The organism is Pedobacter miscanthi (genome assembly GCF_032678605.1).
Taxonomy (GTDB): Bacteria; Bacteroidota; Bacteroidia; order Sphingobacteriales; family Sphingobacteriaceae; genus Pedobacter; species Pedobacter miscanthi_A.
On sequence record NZ_JAVTSU010000007.1, the window covers coordinates 160,344 to 179,237 of the forward strand.

The window sequence follows — 18,894 nt, forward strand, 5'->3', positions numbered from 1 at the left end:
ACAACTTATTTTAATAACTTGCATAATTAAACATCTTAAAGAAAAACAGTTATTATGGCATCAGGTAAAGTGAAATTTTTTAATGAATCAAAGGGATTCGGATTTGTGGTTGAAGAGGGTACTGGCAAAGAGTTTTTTGTTCATATCTCAGGTCTAAAAGATGATGTGAGAGAGAATGACGAAGTGACTTTCGATGTTCAGGACGGCAAAAAGGGACCAAACGCGGTGAACGTTAAATTGGTATAATCCTCCCATTTTGATTTATTTGTATGGAGTGCGGGCAGTTTGACTTCCTGCACTTTTTTGTTTCGGTCTGTATCGGCTTTGACTCAAAAAAAACGGGTAATTTCCGTTTTTCCAGGGGGATGGCTGGGGAGGTATTCATTCAATCCGGGTACAAATTTAGGTTTCGTTGCTGGTACGCGGAAGAAATTCCGGCATAAACCCACCTGTGGCCTTTGCACACTTTTCCATTTATTCCGTTGCTTCTCCCAGCTTTAGCAGCCATGAAACCTATGGATGCACCATAATTAAATAAAAATATTATGGAAAATGTAAATTATCAGGTTGCGGAAATTGAGATCAGTTATAAGCCTAAATTCAAGGTTGCGGAGCGCCCAAAGGTTACTTCGTCTGATATGGCTTTCAAAATATTGCTGGGCAGCTGGGATGCGGGCCGGATCGAGCTATTGGAAGAATTCAAGGTAGTAATGCTGAGCAGCCAGAACAGGGTGCTCGGGGTGGTGGATATTTCCAGGGGCGGCATTTCGGGTGTGGTTGCCGATCCCAGGGTGATTTTTTCCATTGCTTTAAAATCATGCGCTAGCAGTCTGATCGTATCACATAACCACCCGAGTGGGGAGCTGCGTCCGAGCGCTGCAGATATTGCGCTCACTTCGAAGCTTGTCTCGGGCGGGGAGATCCTTGGGATCACTGTTCATGATCATCTGATTGTTTCGCCTTATGGGTATTTTAGCTTTAAGGACCAGGAGATGATATAGGGTATATATAAGTGATAAGCTGGCCAGTCTCGCTATTTAGCGATTGACCGGCTTTTTTTGTGCCTGTTTATTCTGTTTTTACAGTTATGGGAATCCTGTTACCGCGCCCATCCGTGCGATTATCATGTCGTGCAAAAATACGTAAGCCGAACTAACAAGTTATTGATCATCAGTTCTTTCTGTTGTCATCCGTTACAACAAGCTGAAGAAAAGAGGTATCAAGGACATTGATTCTTTTGCCGTTCGCGCTAAGTTTTCCTGCTTTGGTGAATTCTGTGAAAACCTTAAAAAGTGTTTCGTAGGTTGTGCCCGAATAGGAGGCAATGTCCTGACGGGAGATATCAAGATCTATTGCTCCACTGGCATCAGTCCCAAATTGTGACCTTAGGGAAAGCAGGGCGGTGGCGATCCTTGCCTTTACCGGCATATGGGCAAGGTTGCGCATCCGTTCGTGTGACTCCTGGAGCTCGGAAGCAAAAAAATCCATCATCTGATAGGTAAGTCCGGGATTTACCGTCAGGCTTGATCTAAAAAATTCAAGATCGATAAAACATACGTTTGCCTGTTCGAGTGCTGTAGCGGAAACGGGGTAGGTAGGGTTTTTTCCAAGTCCGAGGTGCCCGATCACATCACCCGGTTTTGCAAACCTGATAATGAGTTCCTTTTCGTTGTCCCACTTTTTATGGACTTTTATTGTTCCCGAAAAAACGAAAAAGATGCCGCTAACAGTTTCTGTTTCCATAAATAACTGGTCGCCTTTTTTTAACTGGAAATTCCTTTTCTTCTGGGCAACAGCGGGAAGCCAATCCGCTATTACCCGGCTGCAGAGAAAACAGCTTTTTACATCGCACAGGTTATTACATTCTTTCATCATCCAGATATTTCACAGGCAAAAATACAACTTATATTTAATTGCTAAGATGAATAGATTGTTATTGTTTAAAATATATTTATTTTAATAAATTGTTGTAAAAATGTTTAATTTATATTGTTTAAAATATATTTTAATTTTTATTTGTGTTTTTTTATTTTACTTTTGTTGCATTCCAAAAGTAAAATGAACAGTAGAAAAAATATAATCCCGATATCCCCTTCGCTGGGCGTTTTCGGTAAGTTTAAAATGGGCAGGAACAGAGAGAAAAGTTCTAAGGAGCGTCTTTTGTTTATTTCTATGTTGTCTGTAGGGGTTGCTGCAGTGATTTCCCTAATAGCAAAGGTTCTGGTGTCCCTGATCAACCTGGTTACAAACATATCTTTCTATCAGCGGTTTGGATTTGATTTCCAAAGCCCGGCGGACAATCATCTGGGGCTATGGGTGATTTTGGTGCCCGTTATCGGTGGAGTTATAGTTGGGCTGATGGCACTTTATGGTTCCAAGGCGATCAGGGGACATGGGATCCCTGAGGCAATGGAGCAGGTTTTGACCAACCAGAGCAGGATAAAGCCTGCGATAGCGATCTTGAAACCTGTTTCTTCTGCAATTGCGATAGGTACAGGTGGACCTTTCGGCGCTGAAGGACCAATTATTGCAACGGGAGGTGCCTTGGGCTCAACGCTGGGACAGCTATTTACGGTGAGTCCGAATGAGCGTAAAATTATCCTTGCCGCGGGGGCTACTGCTGGGATGTCCGCTATATTCGGGACTCCCTTGGCAGCGGTATTTCTCGCAATAGAACTGTTGTTGTTCGAGTTTTCAGCCAGATCTATTATTCCCGTCGCCCTCGCCTGCATCACCGGCGCAGCCGGACACCATCTTCTTTTTGAAGCAGGACCGGTATTTCCCATGCCGGCACTTTTGCCGCCCTCGAATGCTGCATTGGGTTTATATAGTTTTATCGGGATCCTTGTCGGTTTCGCATCACTCGGACTGACCAAGATCGTATACATTATTGAGGATGCTTTTGAAAAAATCCCACTCCACTGGATGTGGTGGCCAGCTATCGGGGGGCTTGCAGTTGGTATCGTTGGTTACTTTGCACCGCGGACACTGGGAGTAGGATATGATAATATCATCTCGCTTTTAAGTGGACAGCTTTCCATTTCGGTTATCCTTTCACTGTGCCTGTTCAAATTTATTTCCTGGGCAATTGCTCTTGGCAGTGGGACTTCGGGCGGAACGCTTGCGCCTTTGATGACCATTGGTGGGGCAAGCGGGGCTGCTTTGGGCTATCTGCTGCATAACTTCTTTCCCGCTCTGGATATCAGTATACCCATGTCGGCACTGGTTGGTATGTCGGCGATGTTTGCAGGTGCCTCCAGGGCATATCTTACGAGCATTCTTTTTGCGCTGGAGTCTACCCATCAGATCAACGGGCTTCTTCCGCTTTTGGGAGCCTGTTCTGGGGCCTATCTTATTTCGGTGTTTTTTATGAAAAACACGATCATGACCGAAAAGATTGCACGCAGGGGTGTGCATACACCCGATAGTTATGAACCTGATCTATTGCTGAAACTCCGTGTCTCGGAAGTTATGGACAAAAATCCTGTATTTATAAGTCCGTATAATACCATTGCGGAGGTGAGAAGGTATTTTGGGGAAAATCCTCCTGTGGAAAATCAGTATGCCGTGAAGGAACCGACCGGGGACTGCCTGGGCGCGGTTTCTGTATTGGATCTTTTTCAGCCTTCGGCAGATACCGAAAAAGAAATACTGTCAATAACAAAACCTCTAAATGCGCGGGTCAAAGATAGCGACTCATTGAAAAACACGTTGGGAGTTATGTCGCTACATCAGGTTGAATCTCTGATGGTATTCAGTAGCAGGGATGAAGGGGCTTTTGAAGGTCTGTTGAGTTATAGGGATGTTGTCAGGGCCTATCATGTGAATCACGAGAGTGAGAGCAGGACCGGGAGAAACCTTTCGCTGGACAGGCAGACGAAGAAAATTATTGTCAGGGGCAAAAGGATGATGGCCGATAGGAGGCCTTAATACTTTTTTGGTTTTTTAAAATTTAATATCATGAAAAAAGCAAGTTATTGTATGATGACCGCTGGCCTAATTGTGCTGGTTGTCGCTTTGTTTACCACAGGCCATCTCAATTCGGTGAACGCGGTCGACTCACATCCATGGACGATCAATATCAACGGGATACATTCCTTTGCGTGGCCTGAATTCTGTGGAGGCTTGTTGATCGCATTAGGTGGGATTTTCAATATCGCTACCTGGCAGCAAAAAAAATACCGGGTGGGATAATTTTGTCCTGTCATTTTTATGATGAGGAAAGGGCTGTGAAAAAGAATGGGCCTGCTATTGGCTTCCCTGAAATCATATTCCGCCCGGCATAGTTAAATAGTATCAGCTTATTTTAATGGAAGAGAACGATATCGATGAAGTGATAGAGGGCTTAAAGGCAAAAGGATATACGCTTACCTTTAACCCTGAAGATTCAGATGCTGCTTCATGGGGAATATCCGATCCCTGGCCCTCGGGTATAGCCTTTGATGTGGATGAGGTAATCCCATGCAGGGGTTCTGAGGGCATAGCGCTCAGGGTGTTTGCGGTAACCACCAAGCCGTTCGGTTTAAAGGGGATCTGGGTGTTGTCCGGTGAGGAGCAGAAATACTGGACGGTTGAGGAAATAATGAATGGGTTTGGGAAAGTTTTCAGGGCGGTTTTTCTATTTCTGTTTAAAAGAAACAATAAGTTTCCTTAGAAAAACTTTAAGCTACATTTTTTATATAACCCCCATAAGCCGGTTGGGTTGATTGGTCTTACTGGTATTATATTTGCTGTAATGGCGGGTAAAACCTAATAAAATAGTAATGACAACCATTAGAAAATCAATCCTATTTACTAAAACTGTTCTCAATTTTTTTGGATATTTGGTTAATCAATCCTTGAACAGGGGCAAACTGAATAAAAAGTCCGGTCAGCTTTAATTCCAAAAATCCTGTTAGGCATCCTGAAGTGACTTTTGATCCAACTGTCAGTAATCATGTTTCGTCCATCCCCGGTTCATTATTTACCTTCAATATGGATATCCCATTGCTGTTATGTACCTAAAATTAGGCGATAGATAAACACCCGCTCATTTATAATATACTTCTTTTCTAATGCCGTGTGCTTTGTGAATATTGTATTGGAGTTAGCTTATTAGTGGGTTTTCTTTTTTGCTGTTTCCTATAGGCCAGGCCATTGGTTGTATTTCTTGTCTGGAAAGATTGCGCATCTGTTCCTGTCAGGAATAGATTGCTTATTTACTGCTATAGGTATAGTTTTATAAATCATTTTCTTTTGTCATGCACATTTCCCATTTGTCTGCCGGTATAATTCAGGGCACCCTACATTTAACATTGGGATTATTCGACTTTAAAAATAACTATTGTGGGCTGCGGTAATCATTTTCTGATATCATAACCTGGGCTATGCTCGGATTACATACGGGATTGGTATAAAATAGTTCAATGCGTTTTTATCGTAATGCATAAAATCCCTGATTTTAGGATGGTGTGAGTGAATTATCCATGATTTTGATTGTTTAATCTATTTTTTGAGGTCATAGGCTTCGTACATTGTAATTACAACAATCGGAAAATCTAATGATGATTCAACGCTCTCCCTACCGCTATACATTAAAATACAAACAGCTATACTGTTTGTTCTCAATGCTTGCTTCTTTTATATATAATCCAAGCATTAAGATGAGGCAATTTCAATTGTAAATTGATCCTGAAATATTCGGATAGCTTAATCTGAAACACATCATCCTAAACCTATTTTATGAAAATGAATCTAATTTTAACAAGTTTACAGTGTTTTAATGCAGCAGTTTTTGCACGAAGTTTAAATTCTAGATTAACATCTGGTCCAATTGCAACGGGAAGATCAGCCACAATATTTAAGCTGCATATGGTTAGGTTGGCCGCGATTTTGGTTTTGCTGTTTCCTGTTGTGCTAAAAGCACAAAACTGCGTTGTGAATAAAAATGAGCTCACGGGAAAAATCATCCGCTCGGGCACTACACAGATAGTCGGTGACTCCTCTGTTGCTCCCACCAACTTTTCAATTATCAAAATAGATTCTTCATACACCGTCAGTTTGATTGTTCACACCGGCACCTGGCAAAACTCAGGGCAGTCTGAGTTAGTCATAAACTTTACGAGCAGCAAAACTGTCACTCTTGCTGCGACCGTTCAGATAATGCCCGGCGGATCCACAGTTATCATCAATGCGCCGTTACCGGCAAAGGAAGCGACGCCTCTCTCAACAGGTCAGATTGCCTGGATCACCCTGAATAAGGGAACGCCGGGTGGCACAGAACTAAGTATTAAGCTTTCAGCTCTGGAGGCCGATACCGTGATCAACAGCTTTCGCTGTCTCAACGCTGCTAATTAACGCTAAAAATTAAATAAATGCTCAGACTTGATATGAAAATAAAAGAAATAGTCCTTTTCTCGCTCTTATCTGCAGGCAGTTTCCTGGCCGGTGCCCAGTCTCCCAAAAAAGAGGTGATGCCAATTTCCCCAGAGGCGGCAGCATTGAACAAGGTGGTCGGTTACCCTGTAAACTTCAGTACTGGGGCGCCTGATATATCTGTCCCGTTATATACTGTGGAAAGCGGGGATCTAAAGCTACCCATCAAGCTCAACTATCATCCGGGAGGTTTTAAGATCAATGAGCAGTCGACCAGTGTGGGCCTGGGATGGTCTTTGAGTTCTGATATACAGATATCACGTTCTATTAATGGACTGGATGATTTTGATCGGGATATTGGCTACCTGGCAAACACCGATCTGCGAACCTATTACCAGGACAGCGGTTGTTCAGAGTGCAATTATCCTTTTTACACCACATACATGACAGAGCGATTGGCCTCGGGCAGTTTTGACGGTGCCCCTGATAAATTTAATTACAGGCTGATTAATAAAACCGGCTCGTTCTATTTTGTCAAGAATAACACAGGAACGGGTTACTTTATCATGCCGGTGCCTTATGACAATATTACCATTCAGTATACAGATAACCGCTTTATTATTACGGATACAGACGGTACAGTCTACTATTTCGGCTCTGGCGGGCAGTTTGACCCCAACAACCCTTCGCAGCAGGGGCTTGAGCTGTCAGGTCAAAAAGGAATCAATGGTACCTGGTCTGATCCATATACAAGCCATATTACGACATGGAAATGTAAGCAGATCGTTAATGCCACTAAAACGGAAAACCTTAACTTTAATTACACAGCCAAACCTGATATGGTGTACAAAAGGAACGCGGAAAAAATAGAATATTATAGCAACCCCGGTCCATGTACACTTGGAGGTGTAGGTAACCTCAATAACCAGGTCAGCCCCGGGATTAGCTCCTACTCCAATTTAATAGCGAATTATGCTTTTTATAACCTGTCTTCTCCCAAGTACATGCTCACATACCCCGAAGGAGCTGTTTTTTATTTGCCATACCTTACATACACAGGGTCAACCTATCAGGTAAACAACAGGACATTTAGCACTACAAGTTCGGATTTTCCGCTTGCACCTCCGGTAACAGTTTCCGCGCTCGCCCTTGAAAAAATAACTTTCAGGGGTGGTGAAATATCCTTTAACGGTACGGATCAGATGTTTTCAATTTCCATTTATAATAGTATGGCCGGGCAGACATCACGTGTTATCGAGCTGAAAAACAGTTATGTTTCAGAAATCAGTATGGATTACCCAAAACGGGCGAACGGCGGTAATTTCAAGGGTACCCTATATCTTGACAGTATCAATATCAAAGTAAATGGCGTATCCTTTGAAAAATATGGTTTTTTATACAATCAAAAAACCTGCTTTGGTAACCATTTGCGAGGTTCAGATGCATGGGGTTACCCTAACTTAAGTACCTCTTCCGGTAGGGGGGGCGTAGAATCTACGACCATGGTGCCCTATAGCAGTATCACACAGAGATTTTACAACTACATCGGCATCAGTAACTGTAATGACTACAGGGATAATGTCATCTTCAATATTGGCAACAACAATAACAGTCTTGAGATGCCCAACGAAATCGCTATGAAAAAAGGCATCCTTGAACGGATCATCTATCCTTCCGGGGGATTTACCGATTTTGATTATGAACCTAACTTATATCAGGAATTTGGTAACGATAACTATGGGAGCGGACCAATCTTATTGATGGCCGGCGGGCTGCGCCTCCGAAGTATCAATAATTATGACGGAAAAATCCTTAAGGTACAAAGCCAGAAATATTACCGCTACGGCGAATCGGAGGATGGCGTTGGTATTATTGTAAACCCTCCTCCCCGTAATTTCATTAACGGCATAAAAAGCTACGCGCCCTTTAGTTATGATCAGAATATCGTTTACATTAAAAATAGTAATTCTCCCCAGTGTAATACCAAGGGGTGTATGAGCGTATGGACCCAGGAAAGAAAAACAACTTACCAGCCCGCTTCAACCCTTGATTATAACTATATGAACGGAGCACCGGTCTTTTATACCAAAGTCACGGAATATAACAGCGATATGGGAGAAGTGTCTGGAAAGAAGGTATATACTTATTATCCCCCGGGATATTACGACCCTTCTTCAGGTTACAGACCAACCATGGTTCCGGGCACAAACGTTCAGCTCTTATATGCCGAAGGACTGCTCGGCCCCCAAAAATCGACTGCCGAATATTTATACAATAAAAGCAGCAGTACCTATCAGCTGATACACAGTAAGGAAAGTTCGTATACGAGGTATAAAAGACGCGAACAGGCCAGGGTTGCCTATGCCTATTATAATAACGTATACCAGGTAACTGGAGGCAATGTATCCCCCTCTACGAATTTTTATGATCAGAATGCACAGTGGAGTTCCGGACCTATAAACCTGAATGCTGATTTTGTGTTAGGGACTTATGGGCTGTTTTCCGGTAGGCTGTTTTTAACTGCCGAAACAGAAAAGTGGCAGACACCGACGGGTATCCGGAGCCAGTCTACACAGTATACCTACAAGAATCTTGATGGTGGGAACATCCTGCCTTACCTGCAGCCCTCAACAATAGTTACAACAAGCAGCAAGGGCGAACAGTACACCAAAAATATCAAATATGCATATGATTTTCCCGGTGTGACTGTCTATGATCAGATGACGGCTGCTAATATGATCAGCCAACCGGTATCAGAAGTATCGTTCAATAATACACTTAACAAGGAAATATCAAGAGCGCTGACCAATTTCGGTTCTGTAAGCCTTACCACGCCGGCAGGGAGTACTGTTATGTCGTATCTGCCCGTATCCTTGCAACGCTCCGAGCAAGGGTCCACACTAGAAACGGAAGTATCTTTCCTTTACAATGAAAAGGGACGTATCAGGCAGATAACAGATAAAACAGGTAATACTACTGTTTACTTATGGGGGTATAATTACTGTTATCCCATTGCGGAATTTTCAGGAGCAACCTTTGCTGAGGTAAGTGCAGTGGTAAACGAAACTGCATTGCAGAGCATCACGGACCAAGCTTTATTACGGACAGCACTGGGAAGTTTGCGTGCCCAGCTCGCTGGGGCCATGGTCACTATTTCTACTTACAGCCCGCTTGTCGGTGTATCCAGCCAGACCGACCCGAAAGGGCTGGATAAATTTTATGACTACGATCCTTTTGGCCGGCTACTTACGGTAAAAGACCGGAGTCAAAAGATATTGAGCAGGTATGAATATAATTACAGGCCATTGAATCTTAATGCCTCCAATCTCGCGGGACAGAACTACACCAATATTCCTTTGATGGCCACTTTTAAAAAGAACTGTCCCTCATCAACCAATATCCAGATATATAACTATGTTATTCCAGGGGGTGTAACTTATGGTAGCAGCACGGCACAGGCAACCTTGAACATGGAATCTTCCCTGCTCTATGGAGGAGCGAATGCTGTGTCCACAGCGGACTGCATTGATCCAAATCAAATATCGGTTATTTCGGTCCATACAACCATGGTACCTCAGCAAGCGGTGCCCTCAGAAATTTATCTCGACCTGATAGGTGAAAATGGTATAACCGGCTCCTGTAAGTTCCCATATTCACTCGCCGTTGCGGGTAGCCCATATGTTCCGCCGAACGACTTGTATACCCGTAGTGGGACCTATAAACTGAGCTTCAGGCAAACGGCTATATCTGGAGGCGTAATCATTAAATATTACATCACGCCATCCAATGGGGCACCAGGTTATTGGGTTAAAAACGGCGACACTATCACATTTTCCCCTGGAGTAAATTACGCAATCGACGCCAACAACATATTTTTTTAAACTGACCATAGTAGTATTATATCTAAACCGATGAAAAAACTCATTCTCCTGGTTCAATTTTTCCTTTTGACCGGCCTGACTGGTTATGGCCAGACCTTGGTTACCGCTCCGCTTGATCAGGACAATATGTCCGGGGATTTTTACAGTACCGGAAGCATAATCCTTGCACCGGGCTTCGCTACGCAGCCGGGCGGAGCTTTCAGGCCCTTTATCAGCAACTGTACGCCTATGGCAGCGCCATTTACCGGGGACCAGAATTATATCGCTGTTTATACGCCGCGTCAAGCCTTTTCCGCGGCAACGGACCTGCGGACGAAGAATATCTGTGAACTGATGCTGACGGTGAAATATTTTGACGGACTGGGCCGCCCTATACAGGTCTCGCAGGTAAGGGGCAGCGCGGACGGCACAAAAGACCTGATCCAGCCGTTCGAATATAATTCCGTTGGCCGGGAGGTGAAAAAGTTCCTTCCTTATGCCAAGGCTTTAAGCGGGACATTATACCCTTGGAATACTTCCGGTGGGGACGGCGTGTATGTTTTTTATAATCCCGGGGGCAGTACGGGCAGCCAGCTTCCAAATGGTGTTGCCAGGATCCCTGCACCGTTTGCAGAAACCCGGTATGAAACTTCCATGCTTGAGCGGCCGCTTGAACAGGGTGCTCCCGGGGATCCATGGCAGTTATCCCAGGGGCACACGATCAAAACAGAATATAGCTACAATGCGGTCAATGAGGCAGGGCAGTACTTCCCATATCTTAACACGGGCACAAACCAGTTTTCTTTTAATACTTTTCAGAGTCCATGGCCTGCCGGTACTTTGATCAAAACGGTATCCAGGGATGAAAATTGGCAGGTAAGTGATGGGCTCATAGGTACCACCGCAGAATTTAAGGATTTTGAGGGGCATGTTCTGCTCAGGCGTGCCTATAACAGAAAAGCCGACGGACAGGCCGAAGTTCTGAACACCCATTACGTGTATGATGATTATGGCAATCTCATATTCGTTCTTCCGCCGGCAATCTATGGGGACCCCCAGTACAGTGACCCCGCGACCATACCGGCCGGGGTATTTATAGGGCCCAATGCGCAGCAGCTGGATAACATCTGTTATCAGTACCGTTATGACAGCAAAAACAGGCTTATAGAAAAAAAGCTGCCGGGTAAGGGCTGGGAGTACCTTGTATATGATAAGCTTAACCGTGTGGTGATGGCCCAGGATGCCAACCAGCGCAACCACAGTAACCAGGAGTGGTATGTGACCAAATACGATAAGTTTGGCCGTACAGTGGCCAGCGGAATTTTTATTGATGCGGGCAGTACAGCAAATACGTCAAGGCGGCTTTTGATGCAGTCCAACGTTGATGCCGTTCCCTCCGGTCCGCCATGGGAAATACGGACTTCAAATGCCGGCAATGGTTACATGAACAGTTCAGGGACCTATAATACTTACCCGGTAGTTTTAGGCAATACACAGGTTGTCAATTATTATGACGATTATACTTTTCCGGGTGCACTTGCTTTTGTGCCACAGAATACGGCAGGCACCATGACCAAAGGATTATTGACCGGGACCAGGACCTACACTACCTCGGGATCTGCCTCCTACCTGTCGGTAAATTTTTATGACGATGACGGACATTTAAAAGAAACACTAAAGGACAACAGTGTAGGGGGGAAAGACCGTGTGGTGAATACTTTTGATTTTACCAATGCCGTAACCTCTACAACAAGAACGCATACCAAAGGAAGCCAGACAACCACTATTGCCGTAAACTATGGTTACGATCACATGGGCCGAAAGATCCAGACCACTGAAAGTATTAACGGTGCGGCACCTATCATTCTTTCAAAGCTGGCTTATAACGAGATCGGACAGCTCCGGACGAAACAGTTGCACAGCAGTAATGAGGGGCAGTCGTTTATAAATACGGCCAGCTATCTTTATAATGAGCGGGGGTGGCTCAACAGCATAAACGACCCGGACGCGGTCAGTCCGTCCACCGTTTTTGCCGAGCGCGTGCAATATGCGGAGGGCAGCCTGCCGCAGTATAACGGTAATATTGCTCAGCTAAGCTGGCAGACGGTGGTACCTGCCGGATTAAGTCTCTTTCAGGGGGTGCAAAGCTTTTCCTATGAATATGATAAGGTCAACAGGCTGAGAAAGGCGGTGTACACCACGCCGGGAAACCTGAACAGATTTAATGAAGAGCTTAGCTATGACCTAAGGGGCAATATCCTGACGCTCAACAGGACAAACAGTACTGCTGCTAATACTTTCCTTAATAAATTCGTATATACTTATAGCAGTGGCACCAATACGGGCAATAAACTGCTTAGCCTAGAGGACACGGGCACTGCGAACCAGGATGGTTCGTATCAGTATGATGATAACGGAAATGTAAGTGTTGATTCCAGGAACCTGGTTACAGGAATCAGCTACAATTACCTTAACCTGCCAAACACCGTAACCAGAAGTACCGGAAGCATAAATTACACTTACATTGCCGGAGGGAACAAGGTGAAAAAAGTATCCGGCGCGATGACGCGGGATTACATTGATGGAATTGAATACAGTAACGGAAGTCTTGAATTTATTCCAACTGAAGAAGGCCGAGCGGTTCCGAGTGGGGGAAGTTTTGTTTATGAATATTTCTTGAGGGACCATTTAGGTAATACCCGTGCCGGCATCAAACAGGATGGGGGCATCATCCAGGTACAGGACTATTATGCTTTTGGACTGGATATGAATCCTGGAAATGCCTATATTGGTTCAACATTGAATAATTACAAATATAATAATAAAGAGAAACAGGACGAGCTGGGGCAATACGATTACGGGGCAAGGTTCTATGACCCGGTGATAGGCAGGTGGAATAGAATAGATAATAAAACAGAAGCTTATGAAGCTGTAAGTCCATATGTTTATGCAGTTAATGATCCTGTAAATGCAATTGATCCTGATGGAAATCTTGTGATTTTTGTAAATGGATTTATACCTCTGCATTGGTATAAGCAAGATAATGACAGATATATTTTTGGGGGTATACCTAATTGGAACTATACTCCATACCCCCCCTCAAGAGATTTAACACAAGGATATCCTTATTTAATATATAATAACAAGAATAGACCTCATGATTATTGGGGTAATGTAGATAACGCATTTATGCAAGGATATAAGGATAATAATTCTATGTATATAAATGCGTCATCAGATAATACTTCTGATGCACAAGATCGTTTTACTGAAGGTATTGCCTCAGCAAACAACCTAATTTCTCAACTTGAGAATGGAGATATATCTCTTTCAAAAGGAGAAACAATCAAAATAGTTGGGCATAGTCAGGGGGGCGCTTTTGCAGCAGGTATGGCGTCAGTTTTTTCTAAAAGTAAAAAATATGCTTCAATACTCCAAGAAGTGGTATATCTCGAACCCCATCAACCTGCTGATTTTAATCATCCGTCAAACATTAAGGGAACTCAGATATCTTCATCAAAAGATAGAGTTGCTTCTGTATGGAATTTTTTATCTCCTTTAAAGGGAAAAACAAGTTTTTCACGTATACGAGGTATAAGTCAATTTATATCAAATGGTACTCATGACGATGATAGCTTAGGAGGGCATTCGGTTGGAACAAACTTGGATGAGATAATTTCATACTTTAGAGGGAAGGGTGTAACTGTTAACGTAAGATAATATAATGAAAAAGATTAAATTTATCAGGAACTTTGTTATCGTCTGTATGGTGATCTCATTTGGCTGTACAGGTGCTGTCGTCAATAAAATGGCATGTAATGACATAAACCAAATAAGTATTCAGAAAGAAAAAATATATGAAGGGGTATTAAAGTCAGCTTCGGCGGTTTTGATCAGTTTAAAGAACAAAGACGGTAAGATACCATATGCGGACAGTTCATTCATTTCTTCATCTAAAATTGATAGTGTAATATTTTTTAATGAAGCAAAGAACAAATGTTTATTACTTCTTTTGCAACAGACAGTTACTGATTTAAAAACTGATCAGATTCGAATAATACAAGGAACTTTCAAGAATGGCTCATGGCATTTTTCTTATGATCGTATGCCAGAAGTTCCAGAGGCTATTTTTTCTGTTGACAAACAAATTCAAGACAACATAAATATCAATAACTCTTTTCATTTTCTATCCATTTCAGGGCAAAAATTTGTCCTAACTGCTGGTACTACTCTTGATGAAAATTGTAAAATTGATATGAAATACTGGTTTGGTGATTAAGTTTGACTCGTCTTGGCACTATTTGTAGTTTTAATAGTCAGTGATATATGGATTGGACTCGAGCCCCGTCCAGTCCGTCCGCCGTTTTTGCCGAGCGCCTGCAATATGCGGAGGGCAGCCTGCCGCAGTATAACGGTAATATTGCTCAGCTAAGCTGGCAGACGGTGGTACCTGCCGGATTAAGTCTCTTTCAGGGGGTGCAAAGCTTTTCCTATGAATATGATAAGGTCCACAGGCTGAGAAAGGCGGTGTACACCACGCCGGGAAACCTGAACAGATTTAATGAAGAGCTTAGCTATGACCTGAGGGGCAATATCCTGACGCTCAACAGGACAAACAGTACTGCTGCTAATACTTTCCTTAATAAATTCGTATATACTTATAGCAGTGGCACCAATACGGGCAATAAACTGCTTAGCCTAGAGGACACGGGCACTGCGAACCAGGACGGTTCGTATCAGTATGATGATAACGGAAATGTAAGTGTTGATTCCAGGAACCTGGTTACAGGAATCAGCTACAATTACCTTAACCTGCCAAACACCGTAACCAGAAGTACCGGAAGCATAAATTACACTTACATTGCCGGAGGGAACAAGGTGAAAAAAGTACCCGGCGCGATGACGCGGGATTACATTGATGGAATTGAATACAGTAACGGAAGTCTTGAATTTATTCCAACTGAAGAAGGCCGCGCGGTTCCGAGTGGGGGGAGTTTTGTTTATGAATATTTCTTGAGGGACCATTTAGGTAATACCCGTGCCGGCATCAAACAGGATGGGGGCATCATCCAGGTACAGGACTATTATGCTTTTGGACTGGATATGAATCCAGGAAATGCCTATATTGGTTCAACATTGAATAATTACAAATACAATAATAAAGAGAAACAGGAGGAGCTGGGGCAATACGATTACGGGGCAAGATTCTATGATCCGGTGATTGGTAGGTGGAACGTGATTGATCCGTTGGCAGAGGTAAACAGACGTTGGTCTCCTTATCGATATGCTTATGATAATCCAGTGAGATATATCGATGCTGATGGGATGATCGAACGAGATCCTGCAACCGGCAAGATAATCTTTACTTCATCAGGAAATAGTTTCACAAGGGATGCTACTAATGCTAGTGGAACCTACTCGTTGACATATCAAACTGGAACAATACGTACTGATAAAAAAGCGGATGTCCTCGTTGATAAGTTAAGCGGCATCAAATTTACAGATAAAGACGGGAAGATTACGCTAATAGATATAGAAAATTCGACGAGCGTAAATGGTATTCCTATTTCTCAATTTATGGCTAATTGCCATGGTTTGACGCTTGGTGATGGTGAATTCGTTATTGATGCAGAGGGGGCTGGTAAAATTTTAAGAGATGAGTATACGGATTTAGGGATATCAGATAAAGGTTCTTCGGGTATAGAAGTTCCTGATCATGATGTAATGACAGTGGGGGGAAGTACAATCGGAGATGTTTGGGAACCCTTTCATTCAGCTACGTCTAAACCTGACGGATATACATCGAAAAATGATATAGGTCCTGTAAGAAAAAAAGAAAACCGGCAAGAAGCAACGAATTATGTAAAGTATGATAAAGGAACGGACGGATTCAATCAAATTATGGATTATTTAAGAAGATATTTTAAAAAGAATGAAAAAGAATAACTCAAATCTAGTGACAAGTGTAGTTATGACTGTATGTTTTTATTTTTTTAGTTGTTCTAGTGCATTTGTCAACAAGCAACTTCAATTAAAATATCTCTCTCTTTCTGATTCTGTTACACAAAGTCAAACATGTGAAAGGCATATAGAAGTGCTGTACAAGGAAAATTCACTTACAGAATTCCCCTCGGATGATCGAATTGCTTTTGATAGACTGGGATTAAATAAGACGGATCGAATAAAGATTCTTCGTGAGTATCTGAGTTTTTATGGCGACACCTGTGTTAGTAATAAATATTTTTCAAACATTTACGGAAGAAGTCATAATAGACTTGAGATTTCAAAAAAAAATATAAGATACCCAGTAGAAGTTGAAGCACTATATTCTATGACAACAATGCTATTTAAAGGTAGCGTAATTATTTCTCCAGTTTTAATAAATAAGCAAACCGGAGAAACATGCAATTTCAAGCGGAATGATTTGGATATAGTTTATAAGATTTACAGAGAATGGTTTGTAAAGATGAAGAAAGGGAATTTTTCTGAATTGTCGTGGCCATTAGAAGGCAGAAACTATAAGTGGTTGGGTGAGGATAATGTTAATAACATTGAAACACTCTTGAAACAGACCTTATAGACAAAGCCATGAGATTACGGCGCAAGGTTCTATGATCCGGTGATCGGAAGATGGAATGTGGTAGATCCAATGGCGGAGAAGGATCCTAAGTCTACACCCTATAATTATGCCTTTAATAACCCAATATTATTTATCGATCCGGATGGTATGTTTGGTGATTATTATGGTACTGACGGTAAATGGCTTGGAACAGATCATATTGAAGATGACAAAGCATATGTTGCAAAAGATGGATCCTATACCCAACAAGGCGATGGTTATGCTATAAAAAAAAATGGAATTACAGAATTGAAAATTAGTAATTCAGAACTTCTCAGTAAATCAGCGACCATATATGCTGAAAGTTCGGCCTTTGGCCTTAATAAAATCACAGATGTATTAAAAAAGGAAATGTTTGCAATAGCTAGTGTACATGAGGTAATGTGGCTGGAGTGGATGCTAAAGATGCTAGAAGAACTTATTATAAGAAAAATAAGCAATGATAAAACTGGGTATGTACTTGTTGGTGTTTATGCACTTATGCGCTTTAAGTTTTGGTCAAAAATACCAGATAGTTCCAAATAATAAGCAAGCACTTAAGTTATTAGAAAAATCGCCTTATAGTTATTCTAAAAATAACTGCGGACAACATATTTCAATTAGGGAACCTCTGCCAGGTGGAGATATTGGTGAAAGGTTAGATTTAGGTGATGATAGAGAAATAATTGGGAAACTTAACTTTACTAAAATAATGAAGATTGAACTTCTTAAAGAGTTCCTCCAATTTAAAGGAGATACAACAAGAAGTAATAAATATTATTTTATGAAGATAAAAAGACCAAATAGTAATAATTACACTACTAGATGGACTATTCCGAATGTTAAGGGTTTTACTATTGAGATAGAAGCATTATTTTCTTTCACATGGATTCTTACTAAAAACACCCCCCCGATTCAACCCATTTTAATAGAAAGGATGACAGGTAAACAAATTAATTTTGATAGGGTGAAAGTTAATGAAGTTTATGATATTTTTAGAAAATGGATAGAAGCGAATGAAAAGACTGATTTTGAAAATTTTAAGTTACCGCTTGAAGGTACTCCATACCACTGGTTAGGGGATGATGTAGATTTAAGTCCGTATCTTAAAAATAGACTTTGATTATAGAATAATCTTAAAATGGTTGCGTGAGGGTGTTTGACTACGGGGCGAGGTTCTATGACCCGGTGATTGGAAGGTGGAATGTGATTGATCCGTTGGCGGAAGAGATGAGGCGGCATAGTCCATATAACTATGCCTTCAACAATCCCATTAGGTTCGTCGATCCAGACGGGATGATGCCAGATAAACCAACCCCTAGAGAGGCAGCGGCCATGGCAGCCCATGTTTACGGGGATCAAAGTGACGATATTTTGGTTGGAGGTTGGAAAGTTTCATCAAAAGTGAAAGGAATTGAATATACCCATGCAGATAACGGATTATTATCGGCATTATATGAAAGAAAAATAACAAGTGGAGATAGAAAAGGAGAAGTCGAATATGCATATGCAACTGCTGGTACAAATGATAAGAAGGGTGACATCATTGCGGATGTTGCACAGCCAATGGGAACATCATCACAATATGAACAGGCTTCATCAAATGCAATAGAGATAAATAATAGACTTGGAAATTCTGAATTAACCTTTACTGGACATTCGCTTGGGGGAGGTGAGGCAGCTCTCAATGCTTATGCTACGGGTTGAGACGCGATTACATTTAATCCTGCTGGCCTGAGTGAAAAAACAGTTAAAAAATATGCTGGAGAGAAAAATCCGAATTCAAAAATTGACGCTTACATTATGAGGACAGACTGGGCATTTCGGCAAATGTGTACGCGCGTTTCGCATTTATGCTGACACCTTCTTTCGCTCCAAACTGTACGCCCTGATCTTCAGGTCGGAATTTCTTCACACAGCAGTTCCAATAAAATTTCTAAGTTCAGGGCAATTTAAAGCCCCAGAGGTAAAATCGATATCTGGTGTGATCTTGCTTCATCAGATTGAGTTTAAGCGCCTCAGAGCGCCTTTTTGATGGATTTTACGGTTTCATCTGAAGGATGATGATCTAAAGGAAAGCGG

General features: G+C 42.2%; 13 protein-coding genes and 2 pseudogenes. 14 read left to right on the forward strand and 1 reads right to left on the reverse strand.

Annotated elements, in window-relative coordinates; genetic code table 11:
* Positions 1–54 precede the first annotated feature (54 nt).
* The gene (locus R2R28_RS12405; protein WP_113946820.1) at positions 55–246 is read left to right on the forward strand and encodes a cold-shock protein; all 192 of its coding nucleotides are present in this window, start codon (positions 55–57) and stop codon (positions 244–246) included.
* Positions 247–545: 299 nt separating this feature from the next.
* Positions 546–1,001: a JAB domain-containing protein gene (locus R2R28_RS12410; protein ID WP_316826007.1), complete on the forward strand. Its 456-nt coding sequence runs from the start codon at positions 546–548 to the stop codon at positions 999–1,001.
* Between the two features lie 169 nt (positions 1,002–1,170).
* Here R2R28_RS12410 and R2R28_RS12415 read toward each other — a convergent pair whose 3' ends face one another.
* On the reverse strand, positions 1,171–1,875 hold the full coding sequence (locus R2R28_RS12415) for a Crp/Fnr family transcriptional regulator (RefSeq protein ID WP_316826008.1): 705 nt from the start codon (positions 1,873–1,875) through the stop codon (positions 1,171–1,173).
* Positions 1,876–1,989: 114 nt separating this feature from the next.
* Here R2R28_RS12415 and R2R28_RS12420 point away from each other — a divergent pair, with 114 nt between their 5' ends.
* The 12 genes and pseudogenes from R2R28_RS12420 to R2R28_RS12475 all read left to right on the forward strand — a co-directional run.
* Positions 1,990–3,930, forward strand: coding sequence for a chloride channel protein (locus R2R28_RS12420; RefSeq protein ID WP_316826009.1), 1,941 nt, complete (start codon positions 1,990–1,992; stop codon positions 3,928–3,930).
* 30 nt (positions 3,931–3,960) lie between these two features.
* Positions 3,961–4,194 (forward strand): hypothetical protein, encoded by a 234-nt coding sequence (locus tag R2R28_RS12425; RefSeq protein WP_316826010.1) that lies wholly within the window; start codon positions 3,961–3,963, stop codon positions 4,192–4,194.
* 115 nt (positions 4,195–4,309) lie between these two features.
* A complete protein-coding gene (locus R2R28_RS12430) occupies positions 4,310–4,654 on the forward strand; it encodes a hypothetical protein (RefSeq protein ID WP_316826011.1) in 345 nt (114 codons plus the stop codon).
* Positions 4,655–5,721: 1,067 nt separating this feature from the next.
* A complete protein-coding gene (locus R2R28_RS12435) occupies positions 5,722–6,336 on the forward strand; it encodes a hypothetical protein (RefSeq protein ID WP_316826012.1) in 615 nt (204 codons plus the stop codon).
* A gap of 17 nt (positions 6,337–6,353) precedes the next feature.
* Positions 6,354–10,235, forward strand: a complete 3,882-nt coding sequence (locus tag R2R28_RS12440; protein WP_316826013.1) for a hypothetical protein — start codon at positions 6,354–6,356, stop codon at positions 10,233–10,235.
* 30 nt (positions 10,236–10,265) lie between these two features.
* Complete coding sequence (locus R2R28_RS12445; RefSeq protein WP_316826014.1) at positions 10,266–13,934, forward strand: DUF6443 domain-containing protein; 3,669 nt, start codon at positions 10,266–10,268, stop codon at positions 13,932–13,934.
* A gap of 4 nt (positions 13,935–13,938) precedes the next feature.
* The gene (locus R2R28_RS12450) at positions 13,939–14,493 is read left to right on the forward strand and encodes a hypothetical protein (protein ID WP_316826015.1); all 555 of its coding nucleotides are present in this window, start codon (positions 13,939–13,941) and stop codon (positions 14,491–14,493) included.
* A 47-nt stretch (positions 14,494–14,540) separates the two neighbouring features.
* Positions 14,541–16,160: an RHS repeat-associated core domain-containing protein gene (locus R2R28_RS12455; RefSeq protein WP_316826016.1), complete on the forward strand. Its 1,620-nt coding sequence runs from the start codon at positions 14,541–14,543 to the stop codon at positions 16,158–16,160.
* The gene (locus R2R28_RS12460; RefSeq protein ID WP_316826017.1) at positions 16,147–16,794 is read left to right on the forward strand and encodes a hypothetical protein; all 648 of its coding nucleotides are present in this window, start codon (positions 16,147–16,149) and stop codon (positions 16,792–16,794) included. Before R2R28_RS12455 ends, R2R28_RS12460 begins: the two co-directional genes overlap by 14 nt.
* 27 nt (positions 16,795–16,821) lie before the next feature.
* Positions 16,822–17,358, forward strand: a pseudogene (locus tag R2R28_RS12465) (RHS repeat domain-containing protein); the annotation flags it as partial.
* A complete protein-coding gene (locus R2R28_RS12470) occupies positions 17,273–17,935 on the forward strand; it encodes a hypothetical protein (protein WP_316826018.1) in 663 nt (220 codons plus the stop codon). The pseudogene R2R28_RS12465 and the gene R2R28_RS12470, both read left to right, overlap by 86 nt.
* Positions 17,936–17,970: 35 nt before the next feature.
* A pseudogene (locus R2R28_RS12475) lies at positions 17,971–18,519 on the forward strand (RHS repeat-associated core domain-containing protein); the annotation flags it as partial.
* Positions 18,520–18,894: the final 375 nt, after the last annotated feature.